The organism is Sinomicrobium halophytocola (assembly GCF_052983395.1).
In genome coordinates, this window is the sequence record NZ_JBRKIT010000035.1 from 217,378 (window position 1) to 232,233 (window position 14,856).

Sequence of the window (14,856 nt, forward strand, 5' to 3'; positions counted from 1 at the left end):
CAGGTCCCATAAAAGCAGGTGATTTTTCCCGATAACGAAAGAGGTTTCTGCTTTTTATCCGGTAGAGCGGGCTTTTACGGAAAAACGTATTAATCTCTCCCCTGATTTTTCTATTTTTAGAAAAAATTAACAAATACGGGATGTCAAAAAATATGAATATCTATACTTTTTTTCTTCTTTGTCTTTTCTCTTGTTCCTTCACCGTAAACGCACAGGTAAGCAAATATCAGGCCCTGTTACTGGACAAAGAACTTACCGAATACGCGGATGCCGTAGTTCGGCTGGAGGAATGCCAGGTGGAGATAAAGTCGCAAAAGGATATGGTAATTACACAGAAACGAATCGTTACCGTACTCAATAAACAAGGGGACAAATACGTCCGTGCTTCCGTAGGTTATGATAACAGTAGAAAAGTAAAAACCCTCGGGGCACTGGTTTTCGATGCTTTTGGTAAGGAGATAAGCGAATTCCGTAAAAAAGACTTTAAAGATGTCAGTGCCGTGATGCAGGGGACCCTGTACTCGGATAACAGAATCTTTTATCTCGATTATGTGCCTGTCACGTATCCCTATACGGTAGAGTTTACCTATGAAATACACACACCTAATACCGGAGTCATTCCTTCCTGGTATTTCCTGGACGGTTATAATGTGAGTACGCGGGAAAGCCGCTATAGTTTATTATACGATAAAAACCAGTTCCGTCCCAGGTTCAAAGGAAAGCATCTGGAGGAATACGATATTCAAAAAGAGGAAACACCACACGGGATCGAATTTCTGGGAAAATCCATAAAAGCGGTAAAAGAGGAAAGCCTGAGCCCTGCTTTTACAGAATTTGCCCCGAAATTGATGGTTGCCGTCGATAAATTTCACATGGACGGTTACGACGGGGAAGCGGAGAACTGGGAACAGTTAGGCCGTTGGATGTACAAAGATCTCCTGGAGGGCAGGGACAAAATACCCGAAACTACCGCCGCTAAAATAAAAGCTTTGGTCGCCGGGGTGGAAGATACCCTGGAACGGGCCGCAATGGTGTATAAATATGTACAGGACAATACCCGTTATATTAGTGTTCAGGTGGGTATAGGCGGTTTGCAGCCCATTACGGCTGTCGAAGTGGACCAGGTAAAGTACGGCGACTGTAAGGGATTGTCCAATTATACTAAGGGCCTTCTGGATGTCATCGGGGTGAAGTCGTACTATACGCATGTAGAAGCCGGAGATGATAAAATTGGTTTCGAGCCGGATTTTGCCTCCCTGGCACAGGGAAATCATGCTATTCTGGCCATTCCGGACAACGATAAATATGTCTGGATCGATTGTACAAGCCAGATACACCCTTTTGGTTTTATAGGAGATTTTACCGACGACAGGGATGTACTGGTAATGAAACCAGAAGGGGGAGAAGTAGTAAAGACCGTAGCGTATATCGATGAACAGAACTACCTGGATACCTTCGCAGAATATACCCTGGATACCGAAGGGACGTTACGTGGAGACATCCGGATGGTTACCGGGGGAATTCAGTACGACCAGAGAGTATACCTGGAGAGACAAACGAGTGAGGATATTATCAAGAGATATAAAAATTACTGGAATACGGTAAACAACCTCAAGGTTAATAAGTACGGGTTTAACAACGATAAGGGAAAAGTGGAATTTACCGAAGAGGTACAGGTAGAAGCTTCCGGTTATGCTTCCGGAAGCGGTGACAGGCTTCTCTTTGGTATTAACGCATTCAACCGTAACGAGTTTGTTCCGGACCGTTACCGGAACAGAAAACTGCCTTTCGAGATCAATAGGGGATTTCTGGATGAAGATGAATTTACGGTGCATTTGCCAGAGGGATATAAAGTAGAAGCCATCCCGGGAAAAGTGTCTCTGCAAAACCGCTTCGGGGAATATAGTATGGAGGTAGAACAAACGGACGACGACATGCTTATATACAAAAGAATGTTAATGATCCGCAGAGGGAAATATCCCAAAGAAGAATACGATGCGTACAGGGATTTCCGGAAAGAAGTGGCCCGTGCAGACCGTTCGAAAGTAGTATTGTTAAAACAGTAACCAACCAGATAAGAACACCAAAACTCACCGTTATGAAAAGAATTTTACTTATTATAATTTTACTGGGGCTGTTCCCCTTCTACCCGGCTTTGGCCCAGAATTACAAATTCGGGAAAGTATCCGAAGCAGAACTGGAAGAAAAAGTTTATCCGCAGGATTCATCCGCTAATGCCGCCATATTGTATAAAAAAACAAGAGTGTATTATCGCTATAACAGCAATAGCGGTTTTGTATTGATTACGGATGTACAGGAACGTATAAAACTCTATAACCAGGAAGGGTTTGACTATGCCACGAAAAAGATCATGCATTACACTCCGAGAAGCGGAAATGAAGAAAAGGTAACATCGCTGAAGGCCGTTACCTATAACCTGAACAACGGAAAGATAGAAGAAACAAAACTGAAAAAGAGCGACATTTTCGAGGAAAAAGAATCCCGCTACTGGAGTAGCACCAAATTTACCATGCCGGATATCCGGCCGGGTTCCGTTATAGAATATGAGTATACCGTAATCTCTCCTTTCCTTTCCAACATCGATGAAATAGCCCTGCAACATGAACTCCCGGTACGGAAAATAGAAGTACAGGTGGAAAATCCGGAGTATTTTGTTTTCAAACCGTTGATGAAAGGGTACTATCCTTTTCAGATAGGCTCGGAAACCAAAAGGGAATCTATCAACTTTACTAATAAAGTACGGTCCGGCGGCGGTGGATTTACCACAAGTCAGACAAGCTATGAGACCAGCAAAGTGGATTATACCACCAATATCTCCAAAATAGACCTGGAAAATGTGCCTGCACTGAAAGAAGAGCCTTATGTAAACAATATCAATAATTACAGGTCGGCTATAAAATACGAATTACAATATGTAAAATTTCCCAACTCTCCCATAGATTATTACTCCACAACCTGGACAGACGTTGCCAAAAGTATTTATGATAATCCGTCCTTCGGAAGTGAAGTGAAAAAGACGGGATATTTTGAAAACGACATCAACTCACTTCTTGAAGGAGTGTCCGATCCGTTGCAGAAAACTACCCTTATTTTTCAGTATGTTAAAAACAGGATGAACTGGAACGGTTATTTCGGTTATTATTGCGATGATGGCGTGCGAAAAGCGTATAAGGATAAAACGGGCAATGTGGCGGAGATCAATCTGATGCTGACCGCTATGCTTCGCTATGCCGGACTGGATGCCAATCCCGTTCTGGTGAGTACCCGATCGCACGGTATACCCCTCTTTCCCACTCGCGAAGGATTTAATTATGTAGTCAGCGCCGTTTCCCTGAAGGATGGCCACGTGTTGCTGGACGGTACCACCAAGTTCAGCACTCCCGGCATGCTGCCCCCAAGGGCACATAACTGGATGGGAAGGCTGATACAAAAAGACGGTTCTTCCGAAGAGATCAGCCTTACCCCGAAAGAGATGTCCAAAGAACTCATATCCGTGAATTATGATATTACGGAAGAAGGGATAGCAGAAGGAATGATCAGGAAGCAATTTACCGATCATCACGCATTGTTGTTTCGCCAAAAATACTATACTACGGACGAAGAACAATATCTGGAAGATATGGAAAACGTATACAACGGCATGGAAATATCCGGGTACAAACTGGAAAATAAAGACGATATTACCAAACCCATAGTAGAAACTTTTAGCTTTTCCAAAGAAAATGCCTGCGACCATATAGCAGATAAAGTGTATCTTTCGCCTATGTTATTTTTTGCTACGGAAGAAAATCCGTTTAAGCTGGATAAACGGGAATACCCCATAGATTTTTCATATCCCTGGGCGGATAAATATATCATCAATATCCGCATTCCGTCAGGGTACAAAACAGAAGTACTTCCGGAGCCATCCAGGTTGATATTACCCGATAATCTCGGTTCCTTTTTGTTTAATATAAACGAGGCGGGAGATATCATACAGGTTATGGTACAGACAGAGATGAACTCTGCCATATTGCCGTCGGTATATTACGGAGCCGTCAAAGAGTTTTTCAAACAACTCGTGGAAAAAGAAACAGAAAAAATAGTTTTAACCAAAATATGATCATGGATATAAAGAACGCCCAATTGGAAGTAGATACATGGATAAAAGAGCATGGAGTACGTTATTTTAATGAATTGACCAATATGGCCCAGCTTACCGAAGAAGTGGGAGAAGTAGCCCGCATTATTGCCAGGAGGTACGGAGAGCAGAGCGAGAAAGAAAGCGATAAGGAGAAAGATCTGGGAGAAGAACTGGCCGATGTGGTCTTTGTGGTCCTTTGCCTGGCCAACCAGACCGGTATAGACCTGCAGGCGGCTTTTGACAAAAAGATGGACAAAAAGACCAAACGCGACCACGACCGCCATCACAATAACGAAAAATTAAAATAAATTACAATACAGGTAAAACGTACGGTCGTGCGTATCCACAAAGGCCGTGTGTATCCAAAGAGATAGTCTAAAATCCGATGAACATAAAAATTTTCAATTCCGAGAGCAGGATAACCGGAGATATACGGATCACCGGGTCCAAGAGCGAATCCAACCGTTTATTGCTGTTGCAGGCCCTGTATCCGCAGATTAAAATTGAGAACCTTTCCAATTCGGACGATTCCGGTGTCATGCAAAAAGCGCTGGCTTCCGGTTCGGAAGTAGCGGATATTCACCATGCAGGTACTGCCATGAGGTTTCTCACCGCATTTTTTGCCACCAGGGAAGGCCGGGAAGTGATCCTTACCGGGTCTAAGAGAATGACCGAGAGGCCCATAAAAATACTCGTAGATGCCCTGAAGCAACTCGGGGCGGAAATAGAGTATGTCGCAGAAGAAGGTTACCCGCCCCTGAAAATAAAAGGAAAACACCTGGAGAAAAACAAGGTGTCTTTACAGGCCAATGTGAGCAGTCAGTATATTTCCGCGCTTTTATTGGTAGCGCCAAAACTGAAAAACGGACTCGAACTTACCCTGGAAGGAAAGATCACTTCCGTACCTTACATAAAAATGACACTGGCATTGCTCGGCGAGATCGGGGTAACACATTCTTTTGAAGGAAATGTGATCCGGATTCTTCCCAAAGAAGAGATTACTCCCGTTACGCTTACGGTGGAATCGGACTGGAGTTCGGCATCCTATTTTTACAGTATTGCCGCCATGTGTGAAGAAGGAACGGAAATATCCCTTTCCGCCTATAAAAAGTCCAGTCTTCAGGGCGATAGCGTACTGGCGGAACTCTATAAGAGCTTTGGTGTGGAAACCACCTTTAATGCAAACACCGTAACGTTGCGGAAAAAAGAAAAAAATGTACCGGAGAACATCCGGTTTGACCTGGCCAATGCTCCGGATATAGCCCAGACCATAGCGGTAACCTGTTTCGGTATGGGGCTTGGATGCCATTTGACGGGGCTCCATACCCTGAAGATTAAAGAGACGGACAGGCTCGAAGCTTTAAAGACCGAATTGTCCAAACTGGGCGCATCTATAAAAGTGACGGATGCCGAGTTGTTCCTGGAACCTTCCGCATCCATTAACAAGAATATAGCCATCCCTACTTATAATGACCATCGTATGGCCATGGCTTTTGCCCCGCTTGGACTGAAAGTGCCGGTTATCATCGAGGAAGCTGAGGTGGTGAGCAAATCCTATCCGGATTTCTGGAAGGATATGGAAAAACTCAATTTTCAGACAGAAATGATATAAAAATCCCGTAAAGACGGGCAGGCAGTCCGTCTTTACACACATCCTAAAAACACCCCGAAAAATGATCACCGATACTGTCAGAAATTCGCTTGACAAAGTTCTTCGGACCGAAATACGAAATGCAACCCCGCTTTCCGGGGGAGATATTAATGAGGTATACCTGTTGAATACCGTCTCCGGAAAATTTGTTTTAAAACTCAACAGCGCTTCCCGTTACCCGGGGATGTTCCCGGCAGAGGTTAAAGGATTAGGTGCTCTGAGCAGGTCCGGCACAATGCATATTCCGGCGGTTATCGCAAATGGTCAGGAAGGAGACGATGCCTACCTGGTGCTGGAACATATGGAATCGGGATCCCCCGGCACGGATTTCTGGCCTGTCTTCGGGCGGCAGCTGGCCGCATTACACGGGAATACCTCAGACAGTTTCGGTTTTGAAAATTCTAATTATATAGGCAGTCTGCCCCAGTATAACGAATGGTGTGAAAATGCGGTAGAATTTTATATTACCCAGAGATTACAGCCCCAGTTTCGTATGGCATACGACCAGGGATACCGTTTCCAGACCGATGCCCTGTACAAAAACCTGGAAACCGTAATCCCGGGTGAGCGCCCGGCACTGGTACACGGAGACCTGTGGAATGGTAATTACCTGGTATGCAGGGATGGTAATCCCTGCCTTATAGACCCTGCCGTGGCATATGCCCATCGGGAAACCGATATTGCCATGATGCATCTCTTCGGAGGGTTTCCGCAAGCTGTTACAGATGCCTATAACGAGGTTTTTCCACTTGGCAAAGGCTGGGAGGAACGCCTGGACATATGGCAATTGTATTATTTACTGGTACATCTCAACCTTTTCGGTTCCGGGTATCAACTGGGAGTACGGCAGATTATAGATAAATATTCCTGAAGCTTTTGGGCGTTTCCGGGGAGGAAGTGCCTGTCTTCCAAATAAATTTGGTCATTTCCTTGACAATGCCTATCCCGGGGGCGTATATTTGCAGCTTCGTAAAAAATACAGAACTAACGAATCCCGGGGCAAGGCGGGAGGAGCGTGCACCGGTTATAGGTGCAAAAAAATCAAACACATGAAGTTATCTCATTTTAATTTTGATCTTCCGAAAGAATTACTGGCAGAATACCCCTCTGAAAACAGGGATGAAGCCAGGCTGATGGTGGTAAACCGAAAAAAAGGAACCATAGAACACAAGATGTTCAAAGATCTCATCGACTACTTTGATGAAGGCGATGTAATGGTACTGAACAATACCAAGGTGTTCCCGGCCCGTTTGTACGGTAACAAAGAAAAGACCGGTGCCAGAATAGAAGTATTCCTGCTCCGTGAACTTAATGAAGAACAGCGTTTGTGGGATGTTCTTGTAGACCCTGCAAGGAAGATCCGTATAGGGAATAAACTCTATTTCGGAGATGACGAAAGCCTGGTGGCAGAGGTTATAGATAATACGACATCCAGGGGACGTACCCTGCGTTTTCTCTACGACGGCTCATACGAAGATTTCAGGGAAAAACTGAAGGAACTCGGGGAAACCCCGCTTCCGAAATATATCAAAAGAGAAGTAGAACCCGAAGACGAAGAGCGTTACCAGACTATTTACGCCAAATACGAAGGGGCGGTAGCGGCGCCTACCGCAGGGCTGCATTTCTCCAAGCACCTGTTAAAGCGTCTGGAGATAAAAGGAACCAAATTTGCCGAAGTTACCCTTCACGTAGGGCTTGGTACTTTTAACCCGGTAGAAGTGGAAGACCTCTCCAAACACAAAATGGACAGTGAAGAGCTGCTTATCCCGGAAGAAGCGACCAGGGTGGTCAACGAGGCCAAGCGCAAGAAGAAAAAAGTTTGTGCCGTAGGGACTACGGTAATGCGGGCACTGGAAAGTTCCGTGTCTTCCGAAAAACTGTTGAATGCTTACGAAGGATGGACGAATAAGTTTATCTTCCCTCCGTATGATTTCAGTATTGCAGATAGTATGGTGACCAATTTCCACACGCCGAAATCCACGTTACTGATGATGGTTTCTGCTTTTGCAGGTCACGATCTGATTAAAAAGGCCTATGAAGAAGCCGTAAAAGAAAAATATAAATTCTATTCCTACGGGGACGCTATGCTTATACTGTAAGCGTCTGTTGTAGATGTTATATCAGAATCCCGGATCCCGGAACATATTTAAAATGTACGGAATCCGGGATTTATGGTTTACAGGTGTGTTCGGAAAACGGGGCTTCGGTACATTCCGGCGGAGCCGGAACACTCAGCCGCCTCGCCTGGTCAAACCAGCAACCTGTAACCAGTAATTAGTAAGTTCACTACCTTTGTACCATATGCAGGTAACAAAAAGAGATATACGGGCCCTTAGCAAAGAACAACTTCGCGATTTTTTTGTCGACCGGGGTGATAAGGCCTTTCGGGGTAACCAGGTCTACGAATGGCTTTGGGGCAAGGGCGTACATTCTTTTGAAGGAATGACAAACCTTGCCAAAGATACCAGGCAGATGCTGGAAGATCATTTTGTGATCAATCATATAGAAGTAGACCGCATGCAGCGCAGCAATGACGGTACTATTAAAAATGCCGTACGTCTGCACGATGGGCTTATCGTAGAATCCGTACTCATACCTACAGATACGCGCACTACCGCCTGTGTGTCCAGCCAGGTGGGATGCAGCCTGGACTGTAAGTTCTGTGCTACAGCACGCCTGAAACGCATGCGCAATCTGAACCCGGATGAGATCTATGACCAGGTAGTGGCCATAGACAACGAAAGCCGCTTGTATTATGGCAAGCCATTGAGCAATATCGTTTTCATGGGCATGGGCGAACCGCTTATGAATTACAACAACGTATTAAAAGCCATTGAGAAGATCACTTCTCCCGAAGGCCTTGGTATGTCTCCCAAGCGGATCATTGTTTCTACTTCCGGTGTTCCGAAAATGATCAGGAAGCTGGCGGACGATGAGGTGAAATTCAAACTTGCCGTTTCCCTGCATTCGGCCATCGAAGAAGTGCGCACATCTATTATGCCTTTTAACGAACATTTCCCCTTAGAGGAACTCCGGGAAGCCCTGGAATACTGGTATCAGAAAACCAAAAGCAGGATTACGTACGAATATGTCGTATGGCGTGGCATTAATGACAAAAGAAAAGATGCCGAAGCACTGGCCCGCTTTTGCCGTTTCGCACCCTCCAAGGTTAATATTATAGAATATAACCCCATTGGTGACGAACATTTTGCCCAGGCCGATCCGGCCGCGCTGGAGCTTTATCGCGAAGTACTGGAAGAGAAGGGAATTACCGTTACCATCCGTCGCTCACGCGGAAAAGATATAGATGCCGCCTGCGGGCAACTGGCCAATAAATCCTGATAGAAGTAAAATTATATCAAACGTCAGGATATTTTCGGGCATCCAGGATGCATTTCCCCAGGTTAGCGATAAATTCCCTGGTATATTCTGCTGTCGGGTCAAGGTCCGGATCAAGGATAGTAATTTCCATGCCTACAGCTTTTTCGTGGACCAGTAGTTTTTCCAGGATGTGATCCAGTTCCGCGTACGTGAGTCCGTCCTTTGCCCGGCTGTCTACCGCCGGCATAATTATATCATCGAGGACATCCGCATCTACATGGATAAAATAACCGTCCAGGTTGTTCTCTTCAACCATTTGAAGGAATTCATTGGTGCACTGTTCTGTTCCCTTTTCCTGCAGGTCCTCAAGGTCGTAGTAATGGATGTCAGATTCCAGTATGGGCGCCACATAATCCACCTCGTATTCCCGGTTTCCCACGGACCATACATTTTCTTCTTTAAAATAAGGTTTTAACCCGTTTATATCTGTAAGTTTCGGATGTCCGTACCCGGTTATCACGGCGAGGTCCATTCCGGCCAGCCCGCCGGTTTGCGACAGTTCCGGAAACATGAAGTCCGTATGCCCGTCCAGGTAAAACAAACCGTAATTCCCCTTTTTTTTCAGGGCCATGGCGCTTCCTATTATAATACTGCAGTCTCCGCCCAGGATAACGGGGAATGGACCTTCGCCAAAAACTTTATCCAGTAATTCTGCCTGTTGTTTAGCGTAGCTGATGATGGTCTCCGTATTCCGTACCCCGGCATCTTTATCCATTTTCATAGCATAGGGAGGAGGGGCCAGGGAGTAGATATTTTGAGGTCTTAATAAGTCGTAAAAACCATTTTCCCGAAGCCAGTCCGGTAAGTTCCGGACCCCGGGTTCGACCCCCGGTTCAGGCTCTTTTAGTCCCAGATTCGATGGAAATTCTATAATATTAATATTGTGATTCATGGTGAGAAAAATATGTTGAATATCGATAAATATACAGAATATATAGGGAACATCCATAAGAAAGACAGACTTATCCCCGCATACTCCTTCCGGGATCTTTCTATCCTGATGTATGTCAGTTTTTTATCATTTTTCGGAAAAACCTGTAATAAAAATAATACACTTTTTGTGGATTTGGACAAAATATAAGTATCTTTACTTTATAAAACACAAAAAACCATTAGTGATGAAAAAGATCATTTTAGTAATTATGGCCGTTATAGGGGTGTCGATTTATGGTAATGCCCAGTCCCTTCATTTCGGGGCTAAAGGTGGGGTTAACTTTGCCAGTTTAAGTGGAGATGATGCCGATGGCTTTGACGGGCGAACCGGCTTCCATATCGGTTTATTGGCAGAATTGGGTTTAACTGATAAATTTTCAATTCAACCGGAAGTATTGTATTCTGCGCAGGGAGCAAAATTATCGGATACCGACCTTAATTTGGATTATGTCAATGTGCCGATCCTGGCCAAATATTATCTTACGGATGGCTTTAGTATACAGGCAGGACCCCAGTTCGGAATCAACGTAAAAGATGATTGGGAAGGCTTTGATACTGATGTAAAGAGCCTTGATATAACAGGTGCCGTAGGTGTTGAATATAAAATAGGCAGTTTTTTTGCCCAGGGAAGGTATAACTTCGGGCTTAGTGATGTAGCAGATGATGGGAACATTAAAAACTCCGTATTTCAATTGTCTGTAGGATACCTTTTCTTTTAAGTAAGAAAGGAGATAAAAATGATATCTGAAAAAGCGAAAGTTGAACAACTTTCGCTTTTTTTATACCTTTTGCTTTCCCTATGGAAAAACAGGTTTTTTGAATTTAAAATGGATTTGGTTCGGCTATAAAAGCATCAGGGATAAAGATAATTGGCTCCCGCTATATCGCCCGAAGACAAACCGTTGCGCTGGTAGCTGTACGTAGAACCATCCCGTCTGGTAATGGTAGGTTGTCCGTTGGCGGAAAAGAAATACGGCCCGTACATCATAATGGACCCGAAATCGAAGTTCCCCACGTCTGCTCCGGTAGAGGTCCGGGTAGTGTATTTGTGGAAATTATGGACCTTACCGCTTTCAATGTTATTTTCGTGAATAATGACATGATTGTCCCTGTCTTTTCTGGTCTGTTCGTGAAAAAAACCGATGGCATGTCCTATTTCATGGATGGTATTACCCGTAGTACATCCGGACCCGACACTAATAGTCTGTCTTCCTCCTCTTTTTCCGATGTAAGAAGAGCATCCCCCGTTATCCGTGAATTCTATATAGTCATTCTGGTTTGTCCGCTGTGTAAATCTCAGTTTTGTCCGGGCTTCCCAATGGGCAATAGCATCTGTTACCCTGTTTTTGCGTGGTAAGTTCGGGTCAATGGTATAAGGTATTCTGGCATTATTCCATCGCTTGCTTTGCGCTGCTTCCAGGGCAACGGCCTGTATGTCCCCCGGTATATTACGGTTTGCATATTGGGCTTTTAAGTTATCGAAAGCTTTGTTGTAATCGTCAATAGTCTTTGGGTCAATTATAATGTCTCCGTCTAAAATAAACTCGTTTCCGTGCTTTACCACCTGAAGTTCCTGGTGGAGGTAGTTAATGGTTACTATTTCCCCTTCATATCCGGGATATGCTTCTTCGGCCTTAACAGAAGTTTGCATATTTTCTTCACCGGGAGTAAGGGGCATTTCGTCTTCTTTTGTACAACCCGATATAAAGAGGATAGAGGTTAAAAACAGCACGGGAAATACACCCGTCTTTTTTTGGAAAGATAGCGAAGGTTTTTTCATTTTGGGTAATGGTTTGAGTTAAAAAAACTTTTATGTCGCAATAAATGTATGGTATTTTTACAAAATAATTCATATTTTAATATGAATATTCTTCTTAATTTCGAAGTCTTAAACCCTCATTTACATGATGTATAATACACACTATTCTTTGTTTTGAATTTGAACGAAGGGGTTAAGGAAGGATGATATAAGAAGGATGTATTTATCGGGTGGAAAATTTCAAAGAGTATCATGTGCACTCACGGCATATCCGTACTCTTATGGAGTTCAGGTTTGTTCAGGAAAACGTTTTTTACAGTTTTGAATAAAAATATCCTTTATATTAGCCCCGCTAATTTTAAAATTCATCAATATGAAAAAATTATTACTTATTGCCGTAATGGCCTTTGGTTTTGTATTTAGTGCTGCTGCACAGGATGTTACCTTTGGGGTGAAAGCGGGTTTGAACTTTTCCAGTTTGAAAGCGGATACTGATTTTGGAAGTGGAACTAGTGATGGAAGGACGGGCTTCTATATAGGAGGTCTGGCGGATTTCGGAATTTCAGAACAATTTCATATCCAGCCGGAAGCTATCTTTTCTTTTGAAGGGGCGGATGATTATGATATGACCTATTTAAATATTCCTGTGCTTGCCAAGTACTACGTGGTAGAAGGTTTCAATATCCAGGCTGGTCCTCAGTTTGGGTTCTTACTGGATTCTGAGGAGGATAGTGATTACCTGAAAACCTTCAATTTCGCTCTGAGCTTCGGAGCAGGATATGAATTGCCAAGTGGACTCTTTTTTGATGCGCGGTACAATTTGGGCTTGTCTGATATATCGGATTCGGCTGAGGCAGCAGATGTTCTTGGGCTGAAAATGAAAACCAGAAACTTCCAGGTAGGCTTGGGATACAGATTCTAGAATAGAAATACGACCATAAATAATAACGGGGACCCGACAGGGTCCCCGTTTTTTTATGTCCGGATATCGGTGATTGGTAGCTAAAAAGCGCATAATGCCATAACCTGACACCTCTTTGTTTTATTAACAAAGTGTTAGATAAAAAAATAAAACCTGCCTTTTTTTCAGGTTTATGCAGATATGTCGGTCTTTTCCTATTTATTTTTGGAGCACAGAAATTTATGGAAAAATGTTAAAAAAATATTCAAACACAAATAAATCATTGTTTTTTAATATATTACGTGTTTTGGTTTTGCGGTTTATGATGTATTTTTGTTTGTTCGGACAAAATTCAGCACGTTCCTTGCGGGTATAAAAACGAATATAAATAATAACTATAAAACTTTATCAAATGAAAGTTCTAGTAATTGGCGCCGGAAACATGGGGCTAACTTATGCCCAGGGAATGGCCCAATCAGACTTATTAAAGAAAAAGGACCTATTAATTTTAGACAGTGCACGGGAGAAAACCGATGAACTGCGGAAAAACGACGAGTTTGACGTTTACGAGAAAATTGAGGATTGTTTGCCCCAGGCGGACATTGTGTTCATCGCGGTAAAACCATATAACAGCGATGCGCTTTTTGAAGCGATCAAAGAACACAAAAAGCCGGGACAGATCTTTATTTCTATTATGGCCGGTGTAACCATCAAAACCATGCAGGAAGCTATGGGAATTAAAAAGGTGGTACGTGCCATGCCTAACCTGGCGGCAAAAGTAGGACACGGATTTACCTCCTTTACCGCATCCAAGCAGGTTTCCAGGCTGGAATTGCTTACTGTAGAAAGTCTTATCGACACTACGGGAAGGTCCATACTCCTGGCTACCGAAATGGAAGTAGATAAATCAACCGGGATCTCCGGATCGGGTCCCGCTTACATATTCTATTTTATGCAGTCCATGATGGAGGCTGCCATAAAAATGGGATTTTCCCAGAAAGACGCCCGCCTTATGGTGGCACAGACTTTCCAGGGAGCAGTGGAGCTGTTCAACAGTTCTGATCTCGACCCCACCGCATGGATGGATAGAGTGGCTTCCAAGGGAGGAACTACCCGCGCAGCCCTGGATTCTATGGAAGAAAACAATGTAAAAGAGCTTATTAAGGACGCGGCACATGCTGCTTTCGAGAGAGCAGTGCAGCTGGGTAAAGAAAACAATAAGGAATATGTATAAAAAAAGAATTGTTGTTAAGGTAGGTACCAATGTGATGATCAACAAAGACAATCGTATTGTACAGCCTATTTTAAAGAAACTGGTAGACCAGATCGCCGAACTGTACGAACAGGATATTATCACCGTGCTGGTAAGTTCCGGTTCGGCTAATGCAGGAAGGGAGATACTGGGAGATAGTGAAATTAAGAACAAATCTATTCGAAGACAGGTGTATTCCGCTATAGGACAACCGAGGATGATGCGCTATTACTATAGCCTCTTCCACGATTACGGAATGCGGTGTGCACAGGTGCTGGCCACGAAAAGGGATTTTAATCCCGGAGAGCACCGTAAGAACATGATCAACTGCTACGAAGGGCTGATGTCCGAAGGAGTAATACCTATTGCTAACGAGGACGATGCCGTTTCGGTAACACATTCCATGTTCTCCGACAACGATGAACTGGCAAGCCTCATCGCCGAACTTATCCATGCGGATATGTTTATCATCCTTACCGATATAGACGGTTTTTATACCGGTCACCCTGATAAGGATGATTCCGAGCTGATCTCCGAAGTTAAAGTAGATCAGAAGGTAGAGCAGTATATCGAGGAAACGGATAAGGGGGAAACCTCCGGTCGTGGTGGTATGGCATCCAAACTGAAGATAGCCAAGGATACCGCCGCCAAAAATATCCCTACCTATATCGCCAACGGTAAAAGAGACCGTATTATACTCGATATAGTGGAAGGAAAAGACGTGGGTACCCGGATCGTGGAATAAAGAACAGTCGGAAGTCAGGAGTACGAAGTCCGAAGTATTGTGTATGAATTAACTCCACTTCTGACTTAGCACTCCGAGCTTCGGACCTCA

General features: G+C 43.9%; 13 protein-coding genes. 11 read left to right on the top strand and 2 right to left on the bottom strand.

Annotated elements, in window-relative coordinates; all coding sequences use genetic code 11:
- Positions 1-152 precede the first annotated feature (152 nt).
- From ACVBDY_RS14990 to rlmN, 7 genes are all read left to right on the top strand, one after another.
- A complete protein-coding gene (locus ACVBDY_RS14990; protein ID WP_447176271.1) occupies positions 153-2,066 on the top strand; it encodes a DUF3857 domain-containing protein in 1,914 nt (637 codons plus the stop codon).
- A gap of 32 nt (positions 2,067-2,098) precedes the next feature.
- The gene (locus tag ACVBDY_RS14995) at positions 2,099-4,123 is read left to right on the top strand and encodes a transglutaminase family protein (RefSeq protein ID WP_447176272.1); all 2,025 of its coding nucleotides are present in this window, start codon (positions 2,099-2,101) and stop codon (positions 4,121-4,123) included.
- A 2-nt stretch (positions 4,124-4,125) separates the two neighbouring features.
- Complete coding sequence (locus ACVBDY_RS15000) at positions 4,126-4,452, top strand: nucleotide pyrophosphohydrolase (RefSeq protein ID WP_447176273.1); 327 nt, start codon at positions 4,126-4,128, stop codon at positions 4,450-4,452.
- 77 nt (positions 4,453-4,529) lie between these two features.
- Positions 4,530-5,756 carry a 3-phosphoshikimate 1-carboxyvinyltransferase gene (locus tag ACVBDY_RS15005; protein WP_447176274.1) on the top strand — a complete coding sequence of 409 codons (1,227 nt, stop codon included), beginning with the start codon at positions 4,530-4,532 and terminating at the stop codon, positions 5,754-5,756.
- Positions 5,757-5,817: 61 nt separating this feature from the next.
- A complete protein-coding gene (locus ACVBDY_RS15010; RefSeq protein ID WP_447176275.1) occupies positions 5,818-6,666 on the top strand; it encodes a fructosamine kinase family protein in 849 nt (282 codons plus the stop codon).
- 178 nt (positions 6,667-6,844) lie between these two features.
- Complete coding sequence (gene queA, locus ACVBDY_RS15015) at positions 6,845-7,894, top strand: tRNA preQ1(34) S-adenosylmethionine ribosyltransferase-isomerase QueA (protein WP_447176276.1); 1,050 nt, start codon at positions 6,845-6,847, stop codon at positions 7,892-7,894.
- Between the two features lie 202 nt (positions 7,895-8,096).
- Positions 8,097-9,137, top strand: coding sequence for a dual-specificity RNA methyltransferase RlmN (gene rlmN, locus ACVBDY_RS15020; RefSeq protein ID WP_447176277.1), 1,041 nt, complete (start codon positions 8,097-8,099; stop codon positions 9,135-9,137).
- A gap of 16 nt (positions 9,138-9,153) precedes the next feature.
- Here rlmN and ACVBDY_RS15025 read toward each other — a convergent pair whose 3' ends face one another.
- Positions 9,154-10,068, bottom strand: coding sequence for an arginase family protein (locus ACVBDY_RS15025; protein WP_447176278.1), 915 nt, complete (start codon positions 10,066-10,068; stop codon positions 9,154-9,156).
- Positions 10,069-10,294: 226 nt separating this feature from the next.
- Here ACVBDY_RS15025 and ACVBDY_RS15030 point away from each other — a divergent pair, with 226 nt between their 5' ends.
- The gene (locus ACVBDY_RS15030; protein WP_447176279.1) at positions 10,295-10,828 is read left to right on the top strand and encodes a porin family protein; all 534 of its coding nucleotides are present in this window, start codon (positions 10,295-10,297) and stop codon (positions 10,826-10,828) included.
- Positions 10,829-10,962: 134 nt separating this feature from the next.
- On the opposite strand, the gene ACVBDY_RS15035 is transcribed toward ACVBDY_RS15030, so the two are convergent.
- A complete protein-coding gene (locus tag ACVBDY_RS15035; protein ID WP_447176280.1) occupies positions 10,963-11,889 on the bottom strand; it encodes a M12 family metallopeptidase in 927 nt (308 codons plus the stop codon).
- Positions 11,890-12,241: 352 nt separating this feature from the next.
- On the opposite strand from ACVBDY_RS15035, the gene ACVBDY_RS15040 reads away from it, so the two are divergent.
- The 3 genes from ACVBDY_RS15040 to proB all read left to right on the top strand — a co-directional run bounded on the left by ACVBDY_RS15040 (position 12,242) and on the right by proB (position 14,766).
- Positions 12,242-12,790: a porin family protein gene (locus ACVBDY_RS15040; protein WP_447176281.1), complete on the top strand. Its 549-nt coding sequence runs from the start codon at positions 12,242-12,244 to the stop codon at positions 12,788-12,790.
- Positions 12,791-13,181: 391 nt separating this feature from the next.
- Positions 13,182-14,003: a pyrroline-5-carboxylate reductase gene (gene proC / locus ACVBDY_RS15045; RefSeq protein WP_447176282.1), complete on the top strand. Its 822-nt coding sequence runs from the start codon at positions 13,182-13,184 to the stop codon at positions 14,001-14,003.
- Complete coding sequence (gene proB / locus ACVBDY_RS15050; RefSeq protein ID WP_447176283.1) at positions 13,996-14,766, top strand: glutamate 5-kinase; 771 nt, start codon at positions 13,996-13,998, stop codon at positions 14,764-14,766. The genes proC and proB overlap by 8 nt, the downstream gene beginning before the upstream one ends.
- Positions 14,767-14,856 lie beyond the last annotated feature (90 nt).

Bases quoted from the DNA above. Each gene is read 5' to 3' on its own strand.
- ACVBDY_RS15030 (WP_447176279.1), top strand. From the start codon at position 10,295: ATGAAAAAGATCATTTTAGTAATTATGGCCGTTATAGGGGTGTCGATT.
- ACVBDY_RS15000 (WP_447176273.1), top strand. From the start codon at position 4,126: ATGGATATAAAGAACGCCCAATTGGAAGTAGATACATGGATAAAAGAG.
- ACVBDY_RS14995 (WP_447176272.1), top strand. From the start codon at position 2,099: ATGAAAAGAATTTTACTTATTATAATTTTACTGGGGCTGTTCCCCTTC.
- ACVBDY_RS15005 (WP_447176274.1), top strand. From the start codon at position 4,530: ATGAACATAAAAATTTTCAATTCCGAGAGCAGGATAACCGGAGATATA.
- ACVBDY_RS15025 (WP_447176278.1), bottom strand. From the start codon at position 10,068: ATGAATCACAATATTAATATTATAGAATTTCCATCGAATCTGGGACTA.
- ACVBDY_RS15010 (WP_447176275.1), top strand. From the start codon at position 5,818: ATGATCACCGATACTGTCAGAAATTCGCTTGACAAAGTTCTTCGGACC.
- ACVBDY_RS15035 (WP_447176280.1), bottom strand. From the start codon at position 11,889: ATGAAAAAACCTTCGCTATCTTTCCAAAAAAAGACGGGTGTATTTCCC.
- ACVBDY_RS14990 (WP_447176271.1), top strand. From the start codon at position 153: ATGAATATCTATACTTTTTTTCTTCTTTGTCTTTTCTCTTGTTCCTTC.
- queA (WP_447176276.1), top strand. From the start codon at position 6,845: ATGAAGTTATCTCATTTTAATTTTGATCTTCCGAAAGAATTACTGGCA.
- proB (WP_447176283.1), top strand. From the start codon at position 13,996: ATGTATAAAAAAAGAATTGTTGTTAAGGTAGGTACCAATGTGATGATC.
- rlmN (WP_447176277.1), top strand. From the start codon at position 8,097: ATGCAGGTAACAAAAAGAGATATACGGGCCCTTAGCAAAGAACAACTT.
- proC (WP_447176282.1), top strand. From the start codon at position 13,182: ATGAAAGTTCTAGTAATTGGCGCCGGAAACATGGGGCTAACTTATGCC.
- ACVBDY_RS15040 (WP_447176281.1), top strand. From the start codon at position 12,242: ATGAAAAAATTATTACTTATTGCCGTAATGGCCTTTGGTTTTGTATTT.